Here is a 21460-nt window from a genome sequence, read left to right as displayed (position 1 = left end):
TAGGAAATATATAATCAGATAAAAGCCAGGCAATCGCTAATCCCCCTGATGATTGTCGGGTTTTATCTGATAGCAGGCGCTGTATAGGTTATCCGGAATTGTATATAAAATTATTGTTTGCATGAATAATACTAAAGGCACAAGGGAGGCTTCGGCTGCTGCTTCGCGTTATTTTGGTTCGCGTTTATTGAAGTTTACATGCGCGGCGGCTTTGTTTTTATTTATGGGATTTGGGTGGATGGCCACCGATACCAAACTCCCCGCGGCCGATGCAGATAATGGCGGGCTGTTTTTACCGGCAGGTTTCGGCGCATTTGTGGTTGCCGATAGTTTAAAGGGCCAGGCCAGGCACATCGCTGTTAACTCCAACGGCGATATTTATGTAAAAGCCCGCGATCATTATGCCAACGATGGATACGGTAACGTGGCCCTGCGCGATACCAACGGCGACGGCCGCGCCGATGTGATAACCCCTTTTGGCAAATACGATGGCCAAACTTACGGTACGGCCATGCGTGTTCATAACGGCTACCTGTACTTCAGTTCGGAACTGATGGTTTACCGGATGAAGCTTAAACGCGGGCAACTGGTACCCGATAGCAAAATGGATACCATTGTCATTGATAATCCGCCTTATCATGAGCATCAAACCAAGCCCATTGCCTTTGATAATAAGGGTCATATTTTCGTAGGCTGGGGGGCGGGGTCAAACGCCGGGCAGGTTAACAACCGGCAGCCGGGTTCGCCGGGCGTTGGTAGTCCGGGCGAGCCGGATAACGGCAACCCTTGGTTAAAGGATCATGGTGGCATCTGGATGTTTGACGCCAATAAAACCAACCAGCACCAGGCCGATGGTGTAAAATATGCCACCGGCCTGCGAAGCATTGTCGCCATGGATTGGGATGTCAAAAGTAAATCGTTATATACAATTAACCATGGCCGCGACGATTTCAGGCTGCTGTGGCCCGATTTGTACACACCCTGGGAAAGCGCGGTGCAGCCCGCCGAGGAGTTTTTTAAAGTACAGCAAGGCCTTGACGGCGGCTGGCCCTACTATTATTACGACCCGATTAAAAACAAAAAACTGCTTAACCCCGAATTTGGCGGAGATAAAATTAAAGAGGGCGACGGCGCTAAACTAACCCAGCCGCTTATTGGCTTCCCCGCGCACTTTGCACCCAACGATTTATTGTTTTACAAAGGAAAACAGTTCCCCGATCATTACAAAAACGGCGCGTTTGTGGCTTTTCATGGCGCTACAGATAGGGCGCCTTATCCGCAGGCAGGTTACATCATTGTATTTGTTCCGTTTAAAGATGGCCGGCCATCGGGACCATGGGAGGTTTTTGCCGATGGCTTTGCGAGGGTTGATCCTATTGTAAACGTAAGCAATGCCGTATACCGCCCCATGGGCCTGGCCGAAGGGCCGGACGGCTCATTGTATGTAAGTGATACCGAAAAAGGAAGAATCTGGCGTATTATATACACCGGCGATAAAAAAAACTTCGGCCCGGCACAGCTTGCCGCCATGGAGACGCGAAAACAAACGGCATCCAACATTAAAACTCCGGATGAGATTAAAGATAACCTGTTTAAAGATGTGGCCGCCACATCGGTTGTATACAGCACCTATTGTGTGGCCTGCCACCAAAACGATGGTAAAGGCGACGGCAAGCGTTTCCCCCCGCTGGTACAATCCGAATGGGTAAATTATAATAAAAACCGGTTAATTAAAGTGATACTTAACGGGTTAAAAGGCCCGGTAAAGGTAAAAGGGCTATCATACAACGAAGTAATGCCCGCGCACGGCAGCTTTTTATCTGATAAACAGGTAGCCGAAGTGCTCACCTACATCAAATCCAATTTTAACAACATCCCCGAAATTGTAACACCGGCAGACGTAAGCGCCGTGCGAAAAATGGTGGATAAACAAATACACCAACATGAAGATTAATAAATTAAAAACCGGCGTTTTCTGTGTTGTTTTAACCATTCTGTGCTGCCAGGCCGGGGCGCAGGTAAAGAAAAAGACGGCCCTAAAAAAGAAAGCGGCTACTCCAACAGCAATATCAAAACCACCATTTGCCACCGCCCCCGAAATTGAGGCCGGTAAAACCCTTATTTCTAAATCCGACTGCCTGGCATGTCACAAGGTTGAAGAGAAACTGGTAGGGCCTGCCTACATAGCCATCGCCGGCAAATACCAACAGGACCAGGCATCTGTGGCCATGCTTTCGCAAAAGATCATCAGCGGCGGCAGCGGTGCCTGGGGGCCGGTACCTATGGCCCCACACCCGGCGGTAAGCGCCGATGAGGCTAATAAAATGGTGAAATATATCCTTACGCTGAGTACCCCAAACACCGCGGCACCCACAAATAAATCACGCTAACAAAACTAAAACAACATATACACCACATCACACAAAATAAAAACGACATGGAAAAAAGAAGATCTGTTTTAAAAAGGATACTGGCCTCGGCAGTGGGCATATCCGTATTCGGCATAAGCAAAGGCGCCATAGCTGCGCCCGCCGACGAAAAGGTAGCTAACAATGTAACATCGTTTCAGGATGTGCCATTGTTTTCCGGCTCGACCAAACTGGGCAACATGGTTTTTATAGCCGGAAAAGGCGCTCACGTTGAGCCCTTCGAGATTAAAGCCCATACCGAAATTGTACTTAAAGAGCTGGAGAAAGAACTGATAAAAGCCGGCTCATCGATGGAAAAAGTACTCAAGGTAACCGTGTTCCTCAATGATATTGCCGACTACCAGGGCATGAACGAGGTTTACAAAGGCCGTTTTGGCAAAAATCCGCCGGTACGTACCACAGTTGCTGTAGCTAAAGGTGGCGTGCCCGGAAACTCGCTGGTTGAGATGGATTGTATCGCTTACATATAATAGTCAAAAAATGAAACGCAGAGACATACTCAAAGGCCTTACCCTGCTACCGCTAACCGGCAGCCTGGTTAGCAAGGCAGCTGTTACGCTCCCCTCCTCCCCCCCAAAAAAGCCGGCGCGCGATTTGTTTAAAGAGCTTGGTGTTACACCCGTAATAAACGCCTCGGTAACGATGACATTTTTATCCGGTTCGCTGATGCTGCCCGAAGTGTTGGAGGCCATTAATTCAACATCGCACGATTTTGCCAACATGTACGAGCTGCAGGATAAAGTTGGGGCAAAAATTGCCGAAATGCTGCATGTCGAGTCGGCCATGGTGACATCGGGAGCAGCATGTGCCATATTGCTGGGTACAGCGGCTGCCATTACCGGTACCGATCATGAAAAAATAAAGCTGCTGCCTAACCTGCCAGGGCCACGGCCCGAGGTAATTATGCAAAAAACGCACAGGTACCTGTTTGACCAGGCTGTAACCACCACTGGCGCCAAAATTATTGAGGTTGAAGGCCCCGATGAAATGGAGAAAGCTATTAACGATAAAACGGTAATGGCCCTGTTTTTTAACGCCGCCGAAAAAGGCAGTATTACGCATGCCGATTTTGTGGCTATTGCCAAACGGCACAGCATACCAACCTTTTTGGATGCCGCGGCAGACGTGCCGCCGGTTGAAAACCTGTTTAAGTTTCAGAAAATCGGTTTCGACCTGGTGACCTTCTCGGGCGGTAAAATGATACGCGGGCCGCAGAGCGCAGGCTTGCTTTTTGGCCGTAAAGACCTTATTACCGCCGCCCGCCTTAACCACAGCCCTAATGAGGCGCCTATTGGCCGGCCTATGAAAGTAAACAAGGAAGAAATGTTTGGCATGTACGCCGCGCTGAAGGCCTACCTTGAACGGGACCATAAAAAAGAATGGGAAGAGTGGATGCAACGTACCAAATACATCGGCGCGCAACTGGAAGGCCTGCATAGTGTTAAAACCGAAACGGTGGTTGACCCCGGCCCGGCTAACGCCTACCCAAGCCTTAATGTTACCTGGGATACCAGCAAAATTAAAATTACGCCCGGGCAGGTAGTAACGGCTTTAAAAAACGGCACGCCAAGCATAGTGGCCAACAGCCACGGCGATAGCCTTACTATCGGTGTGGTGCTTTTGCGGCCAGACCAGGTTGATATTGTAGCCGGGAAAGTAAAAACCATTTTACAGCAAGCTGTCTGATAAAATTATCCGCTCAACCTACATCTGCATGTCAAAAATTACACCTGCAATACTTTATTATGATTTAAATATTAACCCAAAATGCAAAAAACCTACTTCTTATTATTGGTGCTGTTAAGCTTATTAAGCCCGGCGGTAATGGCACAGTCGTACGATATTGTGATTAAGGATGGCCACGTGATTGATCCTAAAAATGATATCGACGCCATCATGGATATTGCTATCATCAACAATAAAATAGCGCTGGTATCCAAAAATATCGACGCCAAACAGGCAGCAGATGTAATTGAGGCCAAAGGCATGTATGTAGTGCCCGGATTAATCGACATCCACACCCATAATTTTGGCGGTACCCAGCCCGATCATCAATACGAAAACGGGAACCTGGGCCTGGCGCCAGATGGATTTACTTTCAGGAATGGCGTAACTACGGTTGTTGATGCAGGCAGCTCGGGCTGGCGTACATTTCCGACCTTTAAATCCCAAACTATCGATAACTCCCGGACCCGGGTGCTGGCTTTTTTAAACATTGTTGGCGAAGGCATGCGCGGCGATTATGAGCAGGACCTGAATGATATGGACCCACGCATGACCGCCCTGATTGCCCGGAGATATAAAGATATCATTGTAGGCATTAAACTGGCCCATTACGAAGGGCACGACTGGACACCTACCGACCGCGCAGTAGAGGCCGGTACAGCGGCAAAAGGAATACCCGTAATGATTGATTTTGGCGGCAGCACTCCACCGTTACCCATTGAAGAATTATTTTTGAAACACCTTAGGCCCGGCGATATTTTCACCCATTGTTTTGGCCAGTTTAATGACCGCGAACCCATTGTTGACCTGGCGACTAAAAAAGTAAAACCTTTTGTATACGAAGCCCGGAAACGGGGTATTGCGTTTGATGTAGGCTACGGCAATATCAGCTTTGCGTATTCGCAGGCGCTGCCCGCCGCCAAAGAGGGTTTTTTCCCAAGCTCCATCAGTACCGATTTGCATGTGGGCAGCATGAATGATGCCATGAAGGATATGCTTACCTGCATGACCAAATTTTTAGCCATGGGCATGCCCCTGCACGATGTGATACAGGCATGTACATCAAACCCGGCGAAGGAGATTAAACACGAGGAGTTGGGAAATTTATCGGTAGGCTCGGGTGCCGATGTAGCTATTTTAAGTATTGTCGATGGTAAATTTGGCTTGTTTGATTATACGGGTTACAAGGTGGAGGCCAGCAAAAAATTTGTGTGTGAACTCACCATCAGGGCGGGTAAAATAGTTTACGATCTTAACGGGATAGCATCCCCCATATATCAGCCTAAAATTAATACCAAAAACCCGCAAACCGTTTTAATAACCGAAAATCATTAATTAATATTATCCTGTTTTAATAAAAGTTATGAGATACTGTAAACTTTTAATCCTGGGGCTTTTTGCCGGTATAAGCTGGTACAGCAGTGCCCGGGCGCAAACCATTTCAAAAGACGAACTGGTATTTTTTACGTCGGAGTGGAAAGGCGAGCGCTTTGCCGATGGCAGGCCCAAAATCCCGGATGATATTATAGAACGGGCAAAAAAAATAGGCATTGAAGAAGCCTGGACGGTATTAAAAAACGAAGGCTATAATAACCAGTTTGAAGGTGGGTGGAAACTGGTTAACGATACCCTGCCTGTTGTTGGCCGCGCCGTTACGGCCATGTTTATGCCAAGCCGCCCCGATATTGAAAAAAGTATTAAAGAGCGGGGCCTTAAACAAGGCCGAAAAGGCAACACCAATGCCTGGCCGATAGAAACTTTAACCAAAGGCGATGTGTATGTTGCCGATGGTTTTGGTAAAGTTAAAGGAGGCACGCTTATTGGCGATAACCTGGGCAACTCCATTTTCAGCAAATCGGGTAATGGTGTTATTTTTGATGGATCGGCGCGCGACCTGCAGGGGCTTAAAGAAATACATGGCTTTAATGCCTTTGTACGCGACTTTGACCCGTCGTACCTGGAAGAAATGGTACTAATGGGGCTTAACACGCCCATACGCATAGGCCGCGCGGTAGTGCTGCCCGGCGATTTGGTTATATCCGAAAAAGAAGGCGTACTATTTATACCGGCACATTTGGCCGAAAAAGTGGTGGCTACTGCCGAATTCATCGCCCTGCGCGACGAGTTTGGACATGCCATGCTCAAATCGGGCAGGTTTGCCACCGGCGAAATTGACAGCCAATGGACCAGCCAGGTGAAAGACGCATTTATGAAATGGCTTGATCAAAATCCCGGCAAAATGAAAATGACCAGGGCGCAATTAGATGCCTTTATGGAAAAGCGTACCTGGTAACAAAATTATAACCTAATGTCAAGTTAGCAGTACTAAGTCTTAAGTCAAAAGTTAGATTTAATCTTTTTAACTTAAGCCCTTTGGGTAAAGACTATCCGTCGTTACACGATTAACATAACACTAAATTTAAACAGTTGAAAAATATCGTTATTTACAAACTCATTACGGGTATTGCCGTGCTTTGCGCGCTTGCCGCAGCCTGGCAAATTTATCGGGAAGGCATTGCCCATGCCGGCCCGTTTATTATCGCATTCTTTATCATGCTATCTATAGCATGCCGCGGATGGGAGCTATTAAAGGGCTTCACCTTTACGATTATCATTTTCGCTGCTGTTACCGCGGCATTATACTATCCGGAATACTTTGTTGAAGTAAAAGGGTTTAAGCTGTCAGGGCTAATTACGCCGCTGCTACAGCTTATTATGTTCGGGATGGGCACATCTATGGGCATTAAAGATTTTGCCGGGGTTATTAAAATGCCCAAAGGCGTATTTATAGGTGTTGGCAGTCATTTTTTAATTATGCCGCTGCTGGGCTTCACGCTGGCCAAATTAAGCGGCTTTCCGCCAGAGATTGCCGCAGGTTTAATCCTCGTGGGGTGTTCGCCAAACGGTACGGCCTCCAATGTTATCTCGTACCTGGCAAAGGCCAACCTGGCGTTGTCTGTCACCATAACTGCCGTATCTACCATGCTGGCACCGTTTTTTACGCCACTGTTGATGAAACTGCTTGGCGGCGCGTTTATTAAAATAGATACACTTGGCATGATGTGGGATATTACAAAAATTGTTGTTTTACCCATCGGCGCAGGTATTCTTTTTAATAAATACCTGCTTAAACGGGCCGCATGGCTGGAAACGCTCATGCCAATAATATCCATGTTTGGTATCGCTTTTATTATCGTAATTATTACCGCCGCCGGCCGAAACAGTTTATTAAATATTGGCGCTATGCTGGTGCTGCTGGTGCTTATTCACAATTTATTGGGCTATACACTGGGTTACTGGGCTGGCCGCCTATTCAAAATGCCCGAACGCGATTGCCGTACCATGGCCATAGAAGTAGGCATGCAAAACGCCGGCCTTGCTTCCGGGCTGGCAAAAGCGATGGGAAAAATCGCGACGGTAGGCCTGGCCCCCGCGGTATTTGGTCCACTGATGAACGTGACCGGATCATTACTGGCCAACTACTGGCATCGGAAACCGTTAGAGAAGAGTATCAAGTAGCGGGTAGCAGGTATCAAGATTTTTTAAGGTTGGAATCAATTGGAAGTGGGATTCTGAAAATACGTTTGGCATCCCATTACCAGTGCAAACGCATCTAATTGGGTTAACATAACTTAACACATTTCAGATAAAACATTTATAAATATTTAATAATCAATATTTTATATTTTATCATGGTTAACACTAAACTGATTGCGCAATTTAGGCGCATCCAAATATTTGTGCCTGGTGTTGGCCAATACAAGTCACTTGGGTACCTCCATCATTTAACCAGGATCAGGCAATAAAAACAAAGTATCGCTTAATACTCATATCTTCTCCACGCCATCGGCTTATTCCGTTCGCTATTATTAAGGAACAGCTTATCGCCGTTAACTTTCGCCCGTTTTGGAGTTCTTTCACCGCGCTTTGTTGTGTGTTATCACCAACAAATATCGGCATACGAAAGGCCTTTAATTGTTACATAACACCATATTCCTTTCAACATCCTTAGCTCGTTGGTGACAAAACCAAGGAGAGCGCAATGCTTAAGTAAGTCCTACTTCCTTTCTGATCTACTTGACTTCACGGCGTCAGCTAATTCGAGCGTTGAATTTCAGCTATAATAGTTCAACAATTAATCCGTCTTGGCAGTCGCTTGCCTCGGCTTCAGCGTCTTCGCGATTTTCAAACACACGATTATTACCGTCCACGTCCGTTACGATGATGGCATATTCGGGGCCACCATGCATTTCAATCACTATATAACTCATCGTATAAAATCTAAGCGTTAAATAATATGACTACCGCACTCGTTAACGTTCCCCGCCCGTGCTTTGTAGTGTGTTGCCACCAAGAAATATTGGCATGTAAAAAGCTTTACGTAATACCATCTTCCTTTCGACTATCCTTGACTTATTGATAACAAAGGAAATGACTATGCCTAACTGTTGATATTTTGCAAAAAATTAAAATCATTAAAAAATCTTAAAAATTTGACAAATTTATTCATTAGTTACAAGGTTATTTTATATGCTATGAAAAAGCAATTTACGTTTTTCCTTAGACATTTACCTATTATTTCTCCTATACCCCAGGGAAATCGCTTTTAAAAATCTCAAGTAAAAAAGGGCGTAAAAAGGAAGGCTTATTTCACGCAAAGACGGTAAAAAGCAAAGGCGCAAAGAGATTTGCTTATTTTTCTTAGTGTCCTGGCGTCTTTGCGTGAAAAAAAATAACCGACTTAATCAAATCCGATGTCGTTCAATGCAATTATGACATAGAAGTCGCCACCGAAATCTTAAAAACGATTTCCCTGCTCCTATACCCCGTTACCGCCATTTTTAGCGTTCCATACCGCACTGTGTTGTGTGTGTCGTCACCAACAAATACCGGCATGCAAAAAAATTAATATTACAAACGCCGTCTTCCCTTCAACTATCCTTGGCTCGTTAGTGACAGCATCAACCCCTTACCTTCCTATAAAACCCCTATATTTGAGCAAAAAAAGAATACCATGTCAATCACATCTGAGGAAGAACTATTTGGGATGAAACAAGTGAGCAATGCTGTTGCCGAAACGTTAAAGCAGATGCGTGAGCATGCGGTACCGGGTATGTCGACTAAAGAGTTGGATGAGTTTGGGGGTAGTATTCTGAATCAAATGGGAGCTAAATCGGCACCAAAGCTAACCTATGGTTTTCCGGGGTGGACCTGCATCAGTGTGAACAACGAGGTGGCGCATGGTATTCCAACCGAAGCCAGGATTTTGAATGAGGGCGACCTGATCAATATCGATGTGTCTGCCGAGCTAAACGGTTTCTGGGCCGATAATGGCGGTTCATTTATACTTGGCCGCGATTTAAACCGGCTGCAACCGCTGGTTGATGTTTCTAAACAGATTTTAAAAAAGGCAATCAGTGAGATTAAAGGTGGTGTAAAAATTGCAGATATCGGCAAGCTGATTGAAATGCAGGCCAAACAAGTTGGTTATAAAGTGATCAAGAACCTTGCCGGGCACGGTGTAGGACGAAGTTTACATGAAGAACCTCATGATATACTGAACTGTTATGACAGGTACAACACCGCCCGGTTCAAAAAAAATTCGATTGTAGCCATTGAGACTTTTATTGCCACGCATTCCAGCTATGCAGACCAACAGGAAGATGGCTGGACTTTAACAGGAAACCGTGGCGGATATGTAGCCCAGCATGAGCACACCATTATGGTAACTAACGGCATGCCCATCATTCTTACCGCCGCAAACGAGATTTGGGCGTAATCTGGTTCCATTTATCAACACAAAGGATTTCAGTCCGCGTGGGCTTACAACTTGTGCATAGCACTGCAGTTTTTCAATTGTAGTTCCGCCGAAACCAAAATACCTCTCCTTTTCAAGATTTTTTTTAAGTATATATTTGGCTTTTCTTACGAAATCATCGCTTATTATTATGAAAAATCCCTGGACAAATATTCCTGCCGAAGAATATGAAAAACACATGTCAGAAGTAGGCCAGCTCCAACTAATCAACTCAACGTTCAAACATTATTTCGATTTATATCATCCTAAGGATATCGTTGTTCTTGGTGCCACGACAGGTAATGGGTTTGAAAACATTAAGAATAAAATAAATAGCATAACGGCAATAGATATCAATGGTGATTATTTGCTTGAATTGAAAAACAGGTTCCCGAATTTAGCGCACCTTAGTACTATTTGTGGGGATATCCAGAATTTAAAGTCAAACAATTTGTCTTCCGACTTTATTTACGCCGCGCTAATTTTTGAATATGTCGATTTGAGCAAAACTATACTCAATATTAAAAATTGGCTTAAAGGCCAAGGCAAATTAGTAACGGTTTTGCAAATGCCAAATGAAAAAATATCTGCAGTTTCTCCAACACAGTTTAAAAATCTTGAGCAACTTAGCGAGATAATGAAACTGGTAGACATCGCCTATTTTGAAGAAGTTATGAATGAAAATAATTTCACAAAAGAAGAGTCTAAAATTACAACGCTACAAAGTGGCAAGCAATTTTATATTAGCGTGCACTCAAAATAATCATTTATTGATAACAAAGCCGCAGCCCATTTCCACGAAAGGCATTTGGGTAAACAAAAGGGCATCGCTTAATCAATGAATAAATCGAAACAGACAGCATTGCAAAATTATTTAATTTTAAACATCATTCAGGATGCGGGAAGAAATTAGCGGCCATATCGTCGATGATCCCGCTGCGGGCAAGCCTGGTGCCGCATTTTGAGTTTAGCTTTGCTTTTTTGTTTATCATCACCGGCGTTTTCGGAACAACCATTACACCCTACATGTTTTTTTGGGAGGCCTCGCAGGAGGCTGAGGAAGAACAGGCCAAGCGGCTGGTTATCTAAAACCCTGTTATGGTCAACATTTGTGATTATGGGTGCTGCCGCAGTGGCGTTATTTTTCACATTGTAGTTCAGTAAAAGCACATTTATATTATCCCGTTTTTTACCGCAAACATTACCAGGCCGGCGGTATTCCGAACGCCTACTTTTTCAATCAGCCTTATCCTGATCCCCTCTATGGAGCGTGGGCTAAGGAAAAGTTGTTTGCCCATTTCGGTAGCTGTTTTTTCTTCACATATCAGTTTTAAAACTTCCTGCTCACGTTCGGTAAATTCAATGTTTTGGTTAAACGATGGCTTCAGGTTACCCTTTATTACTAATTTTTTCAGGAGGGCTTTGCTTACTATATCATTAAAATAGTAGCCGTTTTCATGTACGGCATAAATTGCCTTACCAATCTCATCCGAGTCGGCATTTTTTAATAAGTATCCGTTTGCGCCAATTTCCATCAGGTGGATGATAAATTTATCATCATCATACATGGTTACCACCAAAATTTTAACCGATCCAAATCTTTTTTTTACCAGTTTGGTGGCTTCTATGCCATCCATTACCGGCATTTTTAAATCCATAATAATAACATCCGGCAATTCTTTTTCCATCCCTTCTATCAAATCCTGGCCATTGCTGGCTTCCATAATTACTTCAAAATCGTTATGCTGGGCCAGGCCAACTTTTAAACCGTCTCTGAATATAGTATAGTCGTCTGCTATCGCTATTTTTATTTTATCGGGCTTCATAGTTTGTACTCATTAGATGGTGTATCGGATAAAAATATTTGCCAATGTTGCTTATTGCTTCAGGAATTCAGGTTGTCTTTTACATATATATCAATACAATACCCCCCGGCCACCTGCGAAAACGAGAGCTGGCCCTTTATCAAAATTATGCGGCTTTGTATGTTCTTTAAACCAAGTCCGTTTTTTTTAAAGCGTAACTCTTCATACTCTTTTTGGGTAAGCCCATTACCGTCGTGAAAAATGGTTAAGCTTAATGCATGGTTTTCATAAACTGAACTGATGTGCAGCGTTTTGGCGTCGGCATATTTAATGATGTTATTTACAAGCTCCTGAAATATCCTGTAAATACTGATATCATTTTCGGTTGTCGGGGCGGTATAGGAGTCGGCCAATGCAGTTGTAACCTGTATGATATTGCTGTTATGGATTATCTTTTCGGCAAAGTGCTGGATCGCGGTATTCAGGCCCAATTCTTTCAATATCCCCGAGTGAAGGTTATGCGAGATATCCCTTACCTGTCTAATGGCTTCATCCAGTAACTCTTTAGCTTTTTCATAAAGCTCTTTATTTTTTTCGTCAAAAACGTTAATTTTTATTCCCTGGAAATGCAATTTTGATGAGGATAATATAGCGCCAACCTCGTCATGTAAATCCTCGGCAATGCGGTGCCGTACGGCTTCCTCGCTGCGCACTGCCGCTTCAATTAACTGGTTCTGCTGATTTTCGCGTAAATTTTGAATGTTTTTTTGGTACTGAAATTTCTTTCGCTGAAAAAATATAAAAATCAATAAAACACTCGCAAACAGAAAAAGCATCACTGCTATCCCCATAAACAAAAAAAGCTTTATTTCTTTATAATTCTGACTCATAAAAGGCTTTGGCTATAAAAACACAGAAGATGATAAAGGTGATATTATGGATATTCCATAAGCTTACCGCAAAATTTTGCAGGTGCACCGTGAGTTTGTTATACAGCAGGAATATGAAAAAATTGACTGCAACATAAATCCCCAGCCCGGTAACAATCCATAAATCAGGCTGCTTTTTACTTATTTCCTCGTCGTCGTTTATCCTGAATAAATAATATTGAATACAATAAAACAACAGCAGTGCCGCCTCTACCGATAACAACAGGCTACTAAAATGCCAGTAGTCAAAAAAATGCTGATAAATGCTGAAGTTTACAATTACAAAACCTGCAAAAACAAGTTGAATAACCTTTTTTGTGGTGGTAAGAAACGGTTGCTTAAGCCGGATAAAATAGGAGCTGAACAACACAAACCTTACTATGGAATGGATATTATACAAATAATTATTCGACTGAAATTGAACGGGCAGTTTTGTTCTGAATTTCCAGGTCAGGTCGATAGCTATATTTAGTATCAGCGCTATCCAAACATATATTACCACAGGCTTATTAAAGGCCGGTTGTTTTTTGCGGATGTAAAGAAAAGTCAAAGGTATGAGCAATGCCCAAACCTCCGACCAATCGAGAACGTTTTTAAGAATATTTTGCACAGCCTTTATGTGTTTTTATTGCATAGTGGCCGGCGGCGAAGGGTTTGAATTTACATCGCCGGTGCCGCATTTTAAAACAACCTCTCCTTTTATAATCTGAACCTGGTACACCACATGCTGATTGGCCGGCAGTATTATAGGGGTAAGGAGAAGATAATCAAAATCCCGCTTTTTTCCACCCGAATCTTTTAACATATCGAGGATGGTTTTTTTGGAGATATAGGAGTTGCCCAATATGGCTTTACCGCTTAGCGTGGTTAAACTATCTTTTGCCAATGATAAGGTATCGGGGCTGGCCGCATTTAAATAATTCCCGGCCGTATCAATAATGTACGAGATGAGCTGGTAAGGCCGCTTTTCGTTCTCAGCAGCCGGTGTGTAAAACTGAAAAACGAAGTTATTGGTCTTGGCCGAATCGAGCCAATGGGTAACCTGCCCCGAAGTATATTTTAACGAAGCAAATTTAATGCCCCCGCCTGCCGGCGGCTTACAGGCTGTTACAAATAAAAATACACAAAAAATAAGTACAGGGTAAAGCAATCTGGTAAAATTGCCAAAGGATTGTTGTTTCATAATAAATTGGTTTACAAGGTTTACGATGCGTAGCTTAACAGTTAACGACTTTAAAGGCTGGTCAAATTAACTAAGGTTAAGTTAAGTATATTGTTTTAATAATTAATATAATAATATACATTTTTTCGCAAACACCCAATTTCTACGTATAAATACTTATTTATTTTTTTCGGTATTTCTACTCTTCCCTAATTTCTGTTTCAGCGCAATATTTGTATCGCAATAAGGGCATACGATACCGGTTAAGAAGCTTCGGTCATACGCCCCAAAAGCAGGAGTTAACTCGAAAATCCTTTTAAAGAGTAGAGACCATTTATTTAACTTTTAAATTTTACTACTTATGGCAATTTCACCAGCAAGCGATTCCAATGAAATCGTGTATATCCAAATAGTTATCGACACCGAAGCTATTATAGCCGATAACCCTGCACCAAGTACTAATGCAGATAGCCCAACCGGCCTGGCGCATAATTATATGTACATGGTAGCCACCAGGGGCAATGTATTTACCCCACAATCTGAAGGTACGGCAGACCTTAACGTAAAAGCCGTTACCGGCGATGTTGTCCGCTGGTACGCGGTATCTGAAAATGGCAATTTTGACACCGCTGTGGCCATTTACAAAATTGCAAGATATGACAGCAGCGATGATGTATTCAGCGCAGTTGACTTTAATGTATTTAACAGGACAGGTATCCTGCCAACCGACAGAACCACATTCCCGATTACATTTTCGTTACAGAGTTACTGGTTCAACAGTGCAACCATCCTTAAAACCGGAACAGAAAATTACAGTATCAGTTTTGCACTTTACCGCCACACGAGGGACCAGGCAGAGCCGGTATTATTCGGCTACTTTTGGTGGGATCCAACGCTTACCATTCAGTTTTAAACCAAGGCGCCGTAAAACGCTGCATAGTTAACAACTTTAGCAGTTTACATTACAAATTATTCGCCCTTTCCCAAGCCTTGGGCGATCGAGCCGCAAATAGCCGACCTGTGAATTGTTATGCAAAACACAGGTTGGCTATTTTATAAGGCGGCGGTAAAGTATCAAGTCGCAAGTATCAGGTATCAAGATTTTTTCGGGTAGGATCAAGATAAATAAACTATTCTATTGTCCAAAAGCCCTCCAGGTAAAGCATATAACGGGCCGGTTGAAATTCGCCGTAGGCAAAAACAATTATGGTATTACCCTTTTTGTTGTAATACAGCCTAAGGTTACTGCTACCCTTATATAAATTCAGGAAGCCACCATCGCTAACAAATGCCCCTGTTTTTACAATGAATTCAAAGTCGGCGCTACTGATAACTCCTCGCAGGTCTTCAAGTGTATTATTGGCAAAGTCATCCAGTTTTATAGTTATGCCCAGGGCGGTTTCCCGGCTCAAATCGAATAATTTGTGCTGTATCTCCTGTTCGAGGCCATCAAATATGAGTGACTTTGCCTTTTTATAGTTGATTATCATTTGGGGCTTTCTTTGTCCTTTTGTTCGGCAATATACCCTCCTTTTTTCAGATCGTTGATATTATATGGCAACTCAAACTGAATACCTAAACCGGGCTTATTAAACCAGGGGATGATCTGTCCTTTTTTAACACCGGCAATGGGCTTTACAATTTTATAAACCCTGTAAGGCGATTGTAAGGTTTTATCGGGCAAAGCGCGTTGCGGAAACGGCACGCCTACAAATGACACAAAGGTGCCCTTGTCCTGGAAAACACTGTCGGCATCGTAATAACCTCCGTAGCGGTCAACCAACAGGCCGGCCTGTAGGGTAATCATTTTTAACGACAGGGCGCCACGGTTTGGGGGCCAGCCGCCATTGAGGTTGTTGGTGCTGAAAAACTGCTCCAGTTCGGCCCATTTTTCGTGCTTCCATAGTTGCCAGGCAGTTTTGGCAAGCGTTTTTTTGGTACTGTCGGCAAAATCGGCAACGGAAGCTACAAAAACACTGTACGAAACACCCCGTACAAGACTGTCATTTTTTTGATGTTCTCTTCCTGAACCAGCTGTGTGTTTGTGTGTTTTTTTGGAGAGCTCCGTTTGCGCATTGACTACAAAAGGCAGCAGTACTGCTAACAGCAGTATTCTTATTGTTTTCATAGGACAAGATATTGGGTTTATTAATTGGTTAAAGTTAATATATGTAAATACTTTATCAATACAAACCGGCATATTTATTTTCAATAATATGTTGGTATAATTAAAAATATCAAAGCGGTTGATTTTCGTGCACAGGAGCTAATGATACTATTTCCCAACAGCCCTGTTTTTTTGTTATTTACTTCCTTACCATAACTATTTATCACCAAAACAATTACGCCGTACCCATGTATATTGTACATGTATAGCATCCCTTTCTATCTCCTTGTCTTATTGACGTTTAGCGGTTGCCGGGGTTGCGGCCACGAGGCAGTGGTGATTAACGGGCAAACGCTGCTACGCCGGGATACGCTGCCGCCACCAGCTCCGGACAGCGCGGATTTTGTTACCAGGATAGAAACCGAAGGCACAAACGCCGATAGCCTGGTGGCCTTTGCCCAAAGCCTGCGGGGTATCCCCTATCTGTATGCCTCTACCGATCCGGCGCTGGGTTTTGATTGCTCGGGCTTTATAACTTATGTGTTTAACCATTTTAAGATAGCGGTGCCCCGGCGATCTATGGATTTTGACCACATGCACCACCAGATCCCCCTAAGCCAGGCCAAAACGGGAGATCTTGTGCTGTTTACCGGTACCGACAGTACCGACCGTGTACCTGGCCATATGGGTATTTTAATTGTAAAACCCGGTCGGCCTATGGTGTTTATCCACTCCACCTCGGGCAAAGCTAAAGGTGTCACCGAAACGCCCTTTAGCCCGTATTATAATGGCAGGTATTTAAAAACAATCAGGGTATTTGAAAAGGAGTAGTAAGTAGTTAGTATCAGGTAGTAAGATTTTTTGATGCGTGTAATTTAAAAGACTTCTCCTTCAGGAGGTTGGAAATGCTATTAAGTTAAGGGATTAATTAAGGTCGATTTAATATCGAACATTGAATGTCCAATATCGAATAATAAAGGAAAAACTTCGGTGTTCGACATTCGAAATTCAATGTTCGATATTATTACACCTGTGTTTTTGCTTAACTTAATAGCATTGAGGGGGCTAATCAACTATATAAGCCAGCTTTGCATTTTTGTAGGCTGGCTTTTGTAATTGCAGCTTCAGCTTTTTAAAGCTTTCAATAGGGCCCTGGGTTACAAACATGTTTACCAGCCAGGAGGGGATATTGCCTCCGGGATCGGCATGCAGGGTATACTCTATTTTCACCTTGCCATCACCGGTTGGGGTTATAATCCATTTTCCGGTTGATTCTTCTATCCGTACGGTATTTGGCTTTCGGGGCACCATATCGGCAATGCAGGGTGCATCAACGGTGATTACCTTGGTAACCGGATCCTGCGTAACTTTTATGTGGGCAATAAAATCGCGGTTGTGCACCGGCCAGGGCACATTCACCAACGAGTAATAATATAATTCGGACGGTGACACCTGTTTGATAACATAGCTTGAAGCGGTATGGTACACCCAGCCGTCGCCATTGCTGATATCCATTAAAACCGCCACCAGTTGCGACGGGGTTGCGTCAAGACTGCACTCCACTTTAATTGCTTTAACTTTTGAGGTGGCAACGTTGCGGGTATAAACTTTAATACCGTCGTCGTTTTTATCAAGGGTCCAGCTACCATCGGGGTTTGCGAAGGCAAAATTCACAACTAACAGAAGTAGCAAGGTTAATTTTTTTTTCATGTTGTTACGGGTTACAGGATCCGTTACATCAAAACTATAAGGCTTATTTATTTTACCTGTCAGTACAAGGTCATTTGCCTTAGGGTTAATATAAATGTGAAATTGCGATGGCAATTCGCTATAGCGTAGCCCTAAGAAAAACAGAAAGACAAATAATATCGAACATTGAATTTCGAATGCCCAACACCGAAGTTTTTCCTTCATTATTCGAAATTCGAAATTCAGTATTCGATATTTAGATCGTTAGTAACCTCTTAACTTAATGCCTTCAGGGGCTGGGGAGCCTTACTCAGTTATGTAAGGCACCTTTACGTTTTTGTAAGCAGGTTTTTGCAATTGTAATTTCAGTTTCTGGAAGCTTTCGGTTGGGCCTTTGGTGGCAAACATATTGCTCAGCCACGCGGGGATACTGCCGCCGGGATTGGCATGCAGGGTGTACAATACTTTTACTTTATCTTTACCAACAGGCGTTAGTACCCATTTTCCTTTTGAATCGGCCACGCGCACCACACCGGCCTTGCGGGGTACCATATCAGGAATGCAGGGTGCATCAACAGTAATGACTTTGGTAACCGCGTCCTGCGATACTTTAATGTGGGCTATAAAATCGCGGTTACTCACCGGCCAGGGAACTTCTACCATCGAATAGTAATATAACTCCGATGGCGATACCTGTTTTATAATATAGTTTGATGAAGTATGGTAAAGCCAGTCTTCACTATTTTTTACATCCATCAAAACGGCAACCAGCCGCGATGCCGGAACATCAAAATGACACTCTACTTTAATGGCGTTTATTTTTGAGTTGGGCACCTTACGGGTATATATCTTAACGCCATCGTTACTGTTTTTTAATAACCAGCCCTCATCGTTTTGGGCAAATGCTGCATTTACAATCAGCAAGAGTAATAATGATAATTTGTAGTACATGATAGCAAAACGGGTTGCAGGCCCCGATGTAACAAAGCTATATACAAAACAGGCCGGTATTATAACCGGCCTGTCAATTTTAAGTCATAGCCTCACCTAATCCTTTTAAAAGTGAATATACCCAATCAAAGGCTCCCCCTTCAGGGGGTTGGGGGGCTTATATTAAACTCGTAATTACCCGCCACGGCTTTATATTCTTTACCAACGGGTTTACCTGATAAGGTAACCTTTCCCGCCGGGAAGGTAATACTTGCAGTTGAATTTGCCGGTACAGTTACTTTATAAGTAACGCTGCTCCCCTCCCTTTTCCATGACGATAAAATTTTGCCGTACGGGCCAACATGCGTGGCGGTAAACTCATTTAACCCAGGCACAAAATGCGGCGCCAGGATCACATTTTTAAAGCCGGGTTGACTGGCATCGGGCTGAATACCAGCAATGCCTTTGTACAACCAGGCGCCAATTTCGCCAAACATAATGTGGTTAAGGGAGATGTCCGATTTGGCATCAATCTGCCAGTTTTCGTACAGCGTTGTGGCACCGTTCACCATCCACCAACCCCATGAAGGGAAGGTTTCCTGAGATGCTATCCTGTACGCTACATCGGGGTAACCATTGTCGCTCAGGGCGTTTAAAATGGCTTTGGCACCAAGGATACCTACATCCAGGTGGTAATTATCGGCAGCAACGCGGGCGGCCAGGTTGGCAGCCACCTTGCTTTTCATATTATCGGGCACCACGCCCCAAAATAACGGAACACTCAGTTCGGTTTGAAAACCCTGACCGTAAATGCCGGTTTGCGTATTGAGGTATTTGGCATTGATGGCATTTTTTATTTTTGTAGCCAGGGCCGTATATTTTACAAAGTCGGCCTGTTTACCTAAAATATGGGCTGCTTTGGCCAATATCGTTGCATCTGTATAATAATAAACCGACGAGGTAAGTTCAACCGGCGAAACAGATTTCACCGGCACCCAATCGCCAAGTCCCCAGCTGGTAAGGCCGGTTGGGTAAAGCTCATCAATATGGTTTACATATTTTTCGATGCTGGTATAGCTATCGGCCAGTAGTTTGCTATCGCCGTAAAACAAGTAAATATTCCAGGGGATGATGGCAATAGTGCTTGTCCAATCGGGCCCGTTACCCCACTCATAACCCCAGCCGCCAGTAGGGATAATGGATGGCAATACGCCATTTGGCTGCTGCTCATCGCGATGATCGGCCAGCCATTTTTCGTAAATAGTAATGGCGTCAAAATTGTACAGCCCTGTTTCGCTGGCTATGTGGGCATCGCCTGTCCATCCGTTCTTTTCGCGTTGCGGGCAATCTGTTGGGTAGCCAAACAAGTTGCTCAGGTAGCTGTGGTTAGTGGCGCTCCAAATTTGGTTAATGGTTTGGTTTGATGAGCTTACCTCGCCTACCGGTTGTACATCGCTGTGCATAAAGTAAGCTTTCAAACTCTCTTTGGTCAGTTGGATGGGCTTGCTGCTGCTTACCTCTACATACTGAAAGCCTTTATAGTTAAACTTAGGCATAAAGGTTTCTTCGCCTTTGCCGCCAAGTATAAAAATATCGGTCTGGAAAGGGTCTTTATCATCAGTTGGGCGGTAATGCAGGTCGATATTGGATTGATCTACATGGCCGTTTTTGTTCAGCCGTTCGGCGTGTTTCAGGCGGATTACAGTGCCCGAATCACCTTTAACCGTAATCTGGCTCACGCCGGATATATTGCGGCCAATATCAAACACCCACAGATTATTATCAATTTTAGTAACGGTTTTGGTGGCTATCTCCTCTACATTACGAATAGGCTGCAGGCTTTGGGCCACAATATTGGCCGATGGTGCCGACCGGTTAATTACGTTTTTCCATCCGGAGTCAGCAAAATCGGCGGTGTTCCATCCGGGTTGTTCCTTGCGGGCATCATAATGTTCGGCAGTATAAATGCTGTTGAATACAACAGGACTTAATGATGTTTTCCATTGTGTGTTGGATGATATGGTTTCGGTAGTGCCATCGGTATAGGTTACCCTTAAATCCATACAAAAGGTTGGCCTGCCGCGCCACGGCGCCTGATGAAAAAACCATACAGCCGTGCTTTGGTGATTGTACCAGCCATTGCCCAACAGCACCCCTATAGCGTTTTTCCCGTTCTGCAGGTTGGTGGTTACATCGTAAGCCACATAAAGCGTACGCCTGTCAAACCGGGTGTACATGGGATCGAGCCTGTGGTTGCCAATTTTTTTGCCGTTAATATAAAGTTCATACAAACCGGCAACGGCTATATATGCCCTTGCCGACATGATAGTTTTGCCCACCTTAAACGTGTTACGGAAATACGGTGCAGGGTTAGTAGCAATACCATAGTTATCGCTTATCCACGATCCCTTCCAGTTGCGCATTTCCATCATACCTGTTTCAAAACTGGCAATTGCCGATGGGCTAAGTTTTTTACCACCATTACCCCACAAAACAACCCTCCAAAAATATTTAGTAAAGGGCTGTAATATTTTGCCGTTGTAAGTAACCAGGTTAGCAGCTGATAACGTTTTAGCAGTTGCCCAGCTATTGACCTTGCCAGCGGCAATAGCCACCGAATCGGTGCCTACAAAAAGCTGGTAAGCTGTTTGAGCAGCTCCCTGTTGTGCATCGGCCATTTTCCAGGTAAGGCGGGGGTGCTTGGTGTCGACGCCTATTGGGGTAGTCAGGTATTCGCACTGCAGGTTTGTAGCTGTGGGCGTTTGCGCAGCAGCCACCGAGGTTTTAAACAAACAAAAAAACACTAAAGCGATGTAAAGCGCAGGCTTACATAAAGGTTGTTTCATATTAAATAGTAGTATCCGGGTTTATAAAAGTAGTAAAAGGT

At 44.0% G+C, this 21460-nt stretch carries 22 protein-coding genes; 12 read left to right on the top strand and 10 right to left on the bottom strand.

The window, feature by feature from the left end; genetic code table 11:
- The first annotated feature begins 121 nt into the window (after positions 1–121).
- The 7 genes from AC1RM2_RS25350 (at position 122) to AC1RM2_RS25320 (ending at position 7673) form a co-directional block, all read left to right on the top strand.
- On the top strand, positions 122–1954 hold the full coding sequence (locus tag AC1RM2_RS25350; RefSeq protein ID WP_492987906.1) for a PQQ-dependent sugar dehydrogenase: 1833 nt from the start codon (positions 122–124) through the stop codon (positions 1952–1954).
- Complete coding sequence (locus tag AC1RM2_RS25345; RefSeq protein ID WP_492987905.1) at positions 1944–2390, top strand: c-type cytochrome; 447 nt, start codon at positions 1944–1946, stop codon at positions 2388–2390. Before AC1RM2_RS25350 ends, AC1RM2_RS25345 begins: the two co-directional genes overlap by 11 nt.
- A gap of 47 nt (positions 2391–2437) precedes the next feature.
- Positions 2438–2899 carry a RidA family protein gene (locus AC1RM2_RS25340; RefSeq protein ID WP_492987904.1) on the top strand — a complete coding sequence of 154 codons (462 nt, stop codon included), beginning with the start codon at positions 2438–2440 and terminating at the stop codon, positions 2897–2899.
- Positions 2900–2909: 10 nt separating this feature from the next.
- The gene (locus tag AC1RM2_RS25335) at positions 2910–4115 is read left to right on the top strand and encodes an aminotransferase class V-fold PLP-dependent enzyme (RefSeq protein ID WP_492987903.1); all 1206 of its coding nucleotides are present in this window, start codon (positions 2910–2912) and stop codon (positions 4113–4115) included.
- A gap of 81 nt (positions 4116–4196) precedes the next feature.
- Entirely contained in the window at positions 4197–5489 is a 1293-nt protein-coding gene (locus tag AC1RM2_RS25330; protein ID WP_492987902.1) for an amidohydrolase/deacetylase family metallohydrolase, read from the top strand.
- 28 nt (positions 5490–5517) lie between these two features.
- Positions 5518–6447, top strand: a complete 930-nt coding sequence (locus tag AC1RM2_RS25325) for an RraA family protein (RefSeq protein ID WP_492987901.1) — start codon at positions 5518–5520, stop codon at positions 6445–6447.
- A gap of 134 nt (positions 6448–6581) precedes the next feature.
- The gene (locus AC1RM2_RS25320) at positions 6582–7673 is read left to right on the top strand and encodes a bile acid:sodium symporter family protein (protein ID WP_492987900.1); all 1092 of its coding nucleotides are present in this window, start codon (positions 6582–6584) and stop codon (positions 7671–7673) included.
- 599 nt (positions 7674–8272) lie between these two features.
- On the opposite strand, the gene AC1RM2_RS25315 is transcribed toward AC1RM2_RS25320, so the two are convergent.
- The gene (locus AC1RM2_RS25315; protein ID WP_492987899.1) at positions 8273–8425 is read right to left on the bottom strand and encodes a hypothetical protein; all 153 of its coding nucleotides are present in this window, start codon (positions 8423–8425) and stop codon (positions 8273–8275) included.
- Positions 8426–9168: 743 nt separating this feature from the next.
- On the opposite strand from AC1RM2_RS25315, the gene map reads away from it, so the two are divergent.
- From map to AC1RM2_RS25300, 3 genes are all read left to right on the top strand, one after another.
- On the top strand, positions 9169–9933 hold the full coding sequence (gene map / locus AC1RM2_RS25310) for a type I methionyl aminopeptidase (protein WP_492987898.1): 765 nt from the start codon (positions 9169–9171) through the stop codon (positions 9931–9933).
- A gap of 169 nt (positions 9934–10102) precedes the next feature.
- Entirely contained in the window at positions 10103–10714 is a 612-nt protein-coding gene (locus AC1RM2_RS25305) for a methyltransferase domain-containing protein (RefSeq protein ID WP_492987897.1), read from the top strand.
- A gap of 164 nt (positions 10715–10878) precedes the next feature.
- The gene (locus AC1RM2_RS25300; protein WP_492987896.1) at positions 10879–11040 is read left to right on the top strand and encodes a hypothetical protein; all 162 of its coding nucleotides are present in this window, start codon (positions 10879–10881) and stop codon (positions 11038–11040) included.
- A gap of 83 nt (positions 11041–11123) precedes the next feature.
- Here AC1RM2_RS25300 and AC1RM2_RS25295 read toward each other — a convergent pair whose 3' ends face one another.
- Genes AC1RM2_RS25295 through AC1RM2_RS25280 form a run of 4 tightly spaced genes read right to left on the bottom strand, consistent with a single transcriptional unit; the run spans position 11124 to position 13868 of the window.
- Positions 11124–11777 carry a response regulator gene (locus tag AC1RM2_RS25295; protein ID WP_492987895.1) on the bottom strand — a complete coding sequence of 218 codons (654 nt, stop codon included), beginning with the start codon at positions 11775–11777 and terminating at the stop codon, positions 11124–11126.
- A 59-nt stretch (positions 11778–11836) separates the two neighbouring features.
- Positions 11837–12646, bottom strand: a complete 810-nt coding sequence (locus AC1RM2_RS25290; RefSeq protein ID WP_492987894.1) for a sensor histidine kinase — start codon at positions 12644–12646, stop codon at positions 11837–11839.
- Entirely contained in the window at positions 12630–13295 is a 666-nt protein-coding gene (locus AC1RM2_RS25285; protein WP_492987893.1) for a hypothetical protein, read from the bottom strand. Before AC1RM2_RS25285 ends, AC1RM2_RS25290 begins: the two co-directional genes overlap by 17 nt.
- A 15-nt stretch (positions 13296–13310) precedes the next feature.
- Entirely contained in the window at positions 13311–13868 is a 558-nt protein-coding gene (locus tag AC1RM2_RS25280; RefSeq protein WP_492987892.1) for a hypothetical protein, read from the bottom strand.
- Positions 13869–14208: 340 nt separating this feature from the next.
- On the opposite strand from AC1RM2_RS25280, the gene AC1RM2_RS25275 reads away from it, so the two are divergent.
- On the top strand, positions 14209–14760 hold the full coding sequence (locus AC1RM2_RS25275; RefSeq protein ID WP_492987891.1) for an inclusion body family protein: 552 nt from the start codon (positions 14209–14211) through the stop codon (positions 14758–14760).
- Between the two features lie 217 nt (positions 14761–14977).
- On the opposite strand, the gene AC1RM2_RS25270 is transcribed toward AC1RM2_RS25275, so the two are convergent.
- Both AC1RM2_RS25270 and AC1RM2_RS25265 read right to left on the bottom strand, forming a co-directional pair.
- Entirely contained in the window at positions 14978–15337 is a 360-nt protein-coding gene (locus AC1RM2_RS25270; RefSeq protein ID WP_492987890.1) for a hypothetical protein, read from the bottom strand.
- On the bottom strand, positions 15334–15975 hold the full coding sequence (locus AC1RM2_RS25265) for a TNT domain-containing protein (RefSeq protein WP_492987889.1): 642 nt from the start codon (positions 15973–15975) through the stop codon (positions 15334–15336). Before AC1RM2_RS25265 ends, AC1RM2_RS25270 begins: the two co-directional genes overlap by 4 nt.
- A 240-nt stretch (positions 15976–16215) precedes the next feature.
- Between AC1RM2_RS25265 and AC1RM2_RS25260 the strand changes: the two genes are divergently transcribed.
- A complete protein-coding gene (locus tag AC1RM2_RS25260; RefSeq protein ID WP_492987888.1) occupies positions 16216–16785 on the top strand; it encodes a C40 family peptidase in 570 nt (189 codons plus the stop codon).
- Positions 16786–17019: 234 nt separating this feature from the next.
- Here AC1RM2_RS25260 and AC1RM2_RS25255 read toward each other — a convergent pair whose 3' ends face one another.
- From AC1RM2_RS25255 to AC1RM2_RS25245, 3 genes are all read right to left on the bottom strand, one after another.
- Positions 17020–17664 carry an START domain-containing protein gene (locus AC1RM2_RS25255; protein ID WP_492987887.1) on the bottom strand — a complete coding sequence of 215 codons (645 nt, stop codon included), beginning with the start codon at positions 17662–17664 and terminating at the stop codon, positions 17020–17022.
- Between the two features lie 285 nt (positions 17665–17949).
- The gene (locus tag AC1RM2_RS25250) at positions 17950–18594 is read right to left on the bottom strand and encodes an START domain-containing protein (RefSeq protein ID WP_492987886.1); all 645 of its coding nucleotides are present in this window, start codon (positions 18592–18594) and stop codon (positions 17950–17952) included.
- A 140-nt stretch (positions 18595–18734) separates the two neighbouring features.
- A complete protein-coding gene (locus AC1RM2_RS25245; RefSeq protein WP_492987885.1) occupies positions 18735–21419 on the bottom strand; it encodes an alpha-L-rhamnosidase in 2685 nt (894 codons plus the stop codon).
- Between the last annotated feature and the right edge of the window lie 41 nt (positions 21420–21460).

The organism is Mucilaginibacter sp. GW822-FHT03E02 (assembly GCF_058801545.1).
Note: the sequence above shows the minus strand (reverse complement) of the source record. Positions and strands in the feature narration are given on the sequence as shown.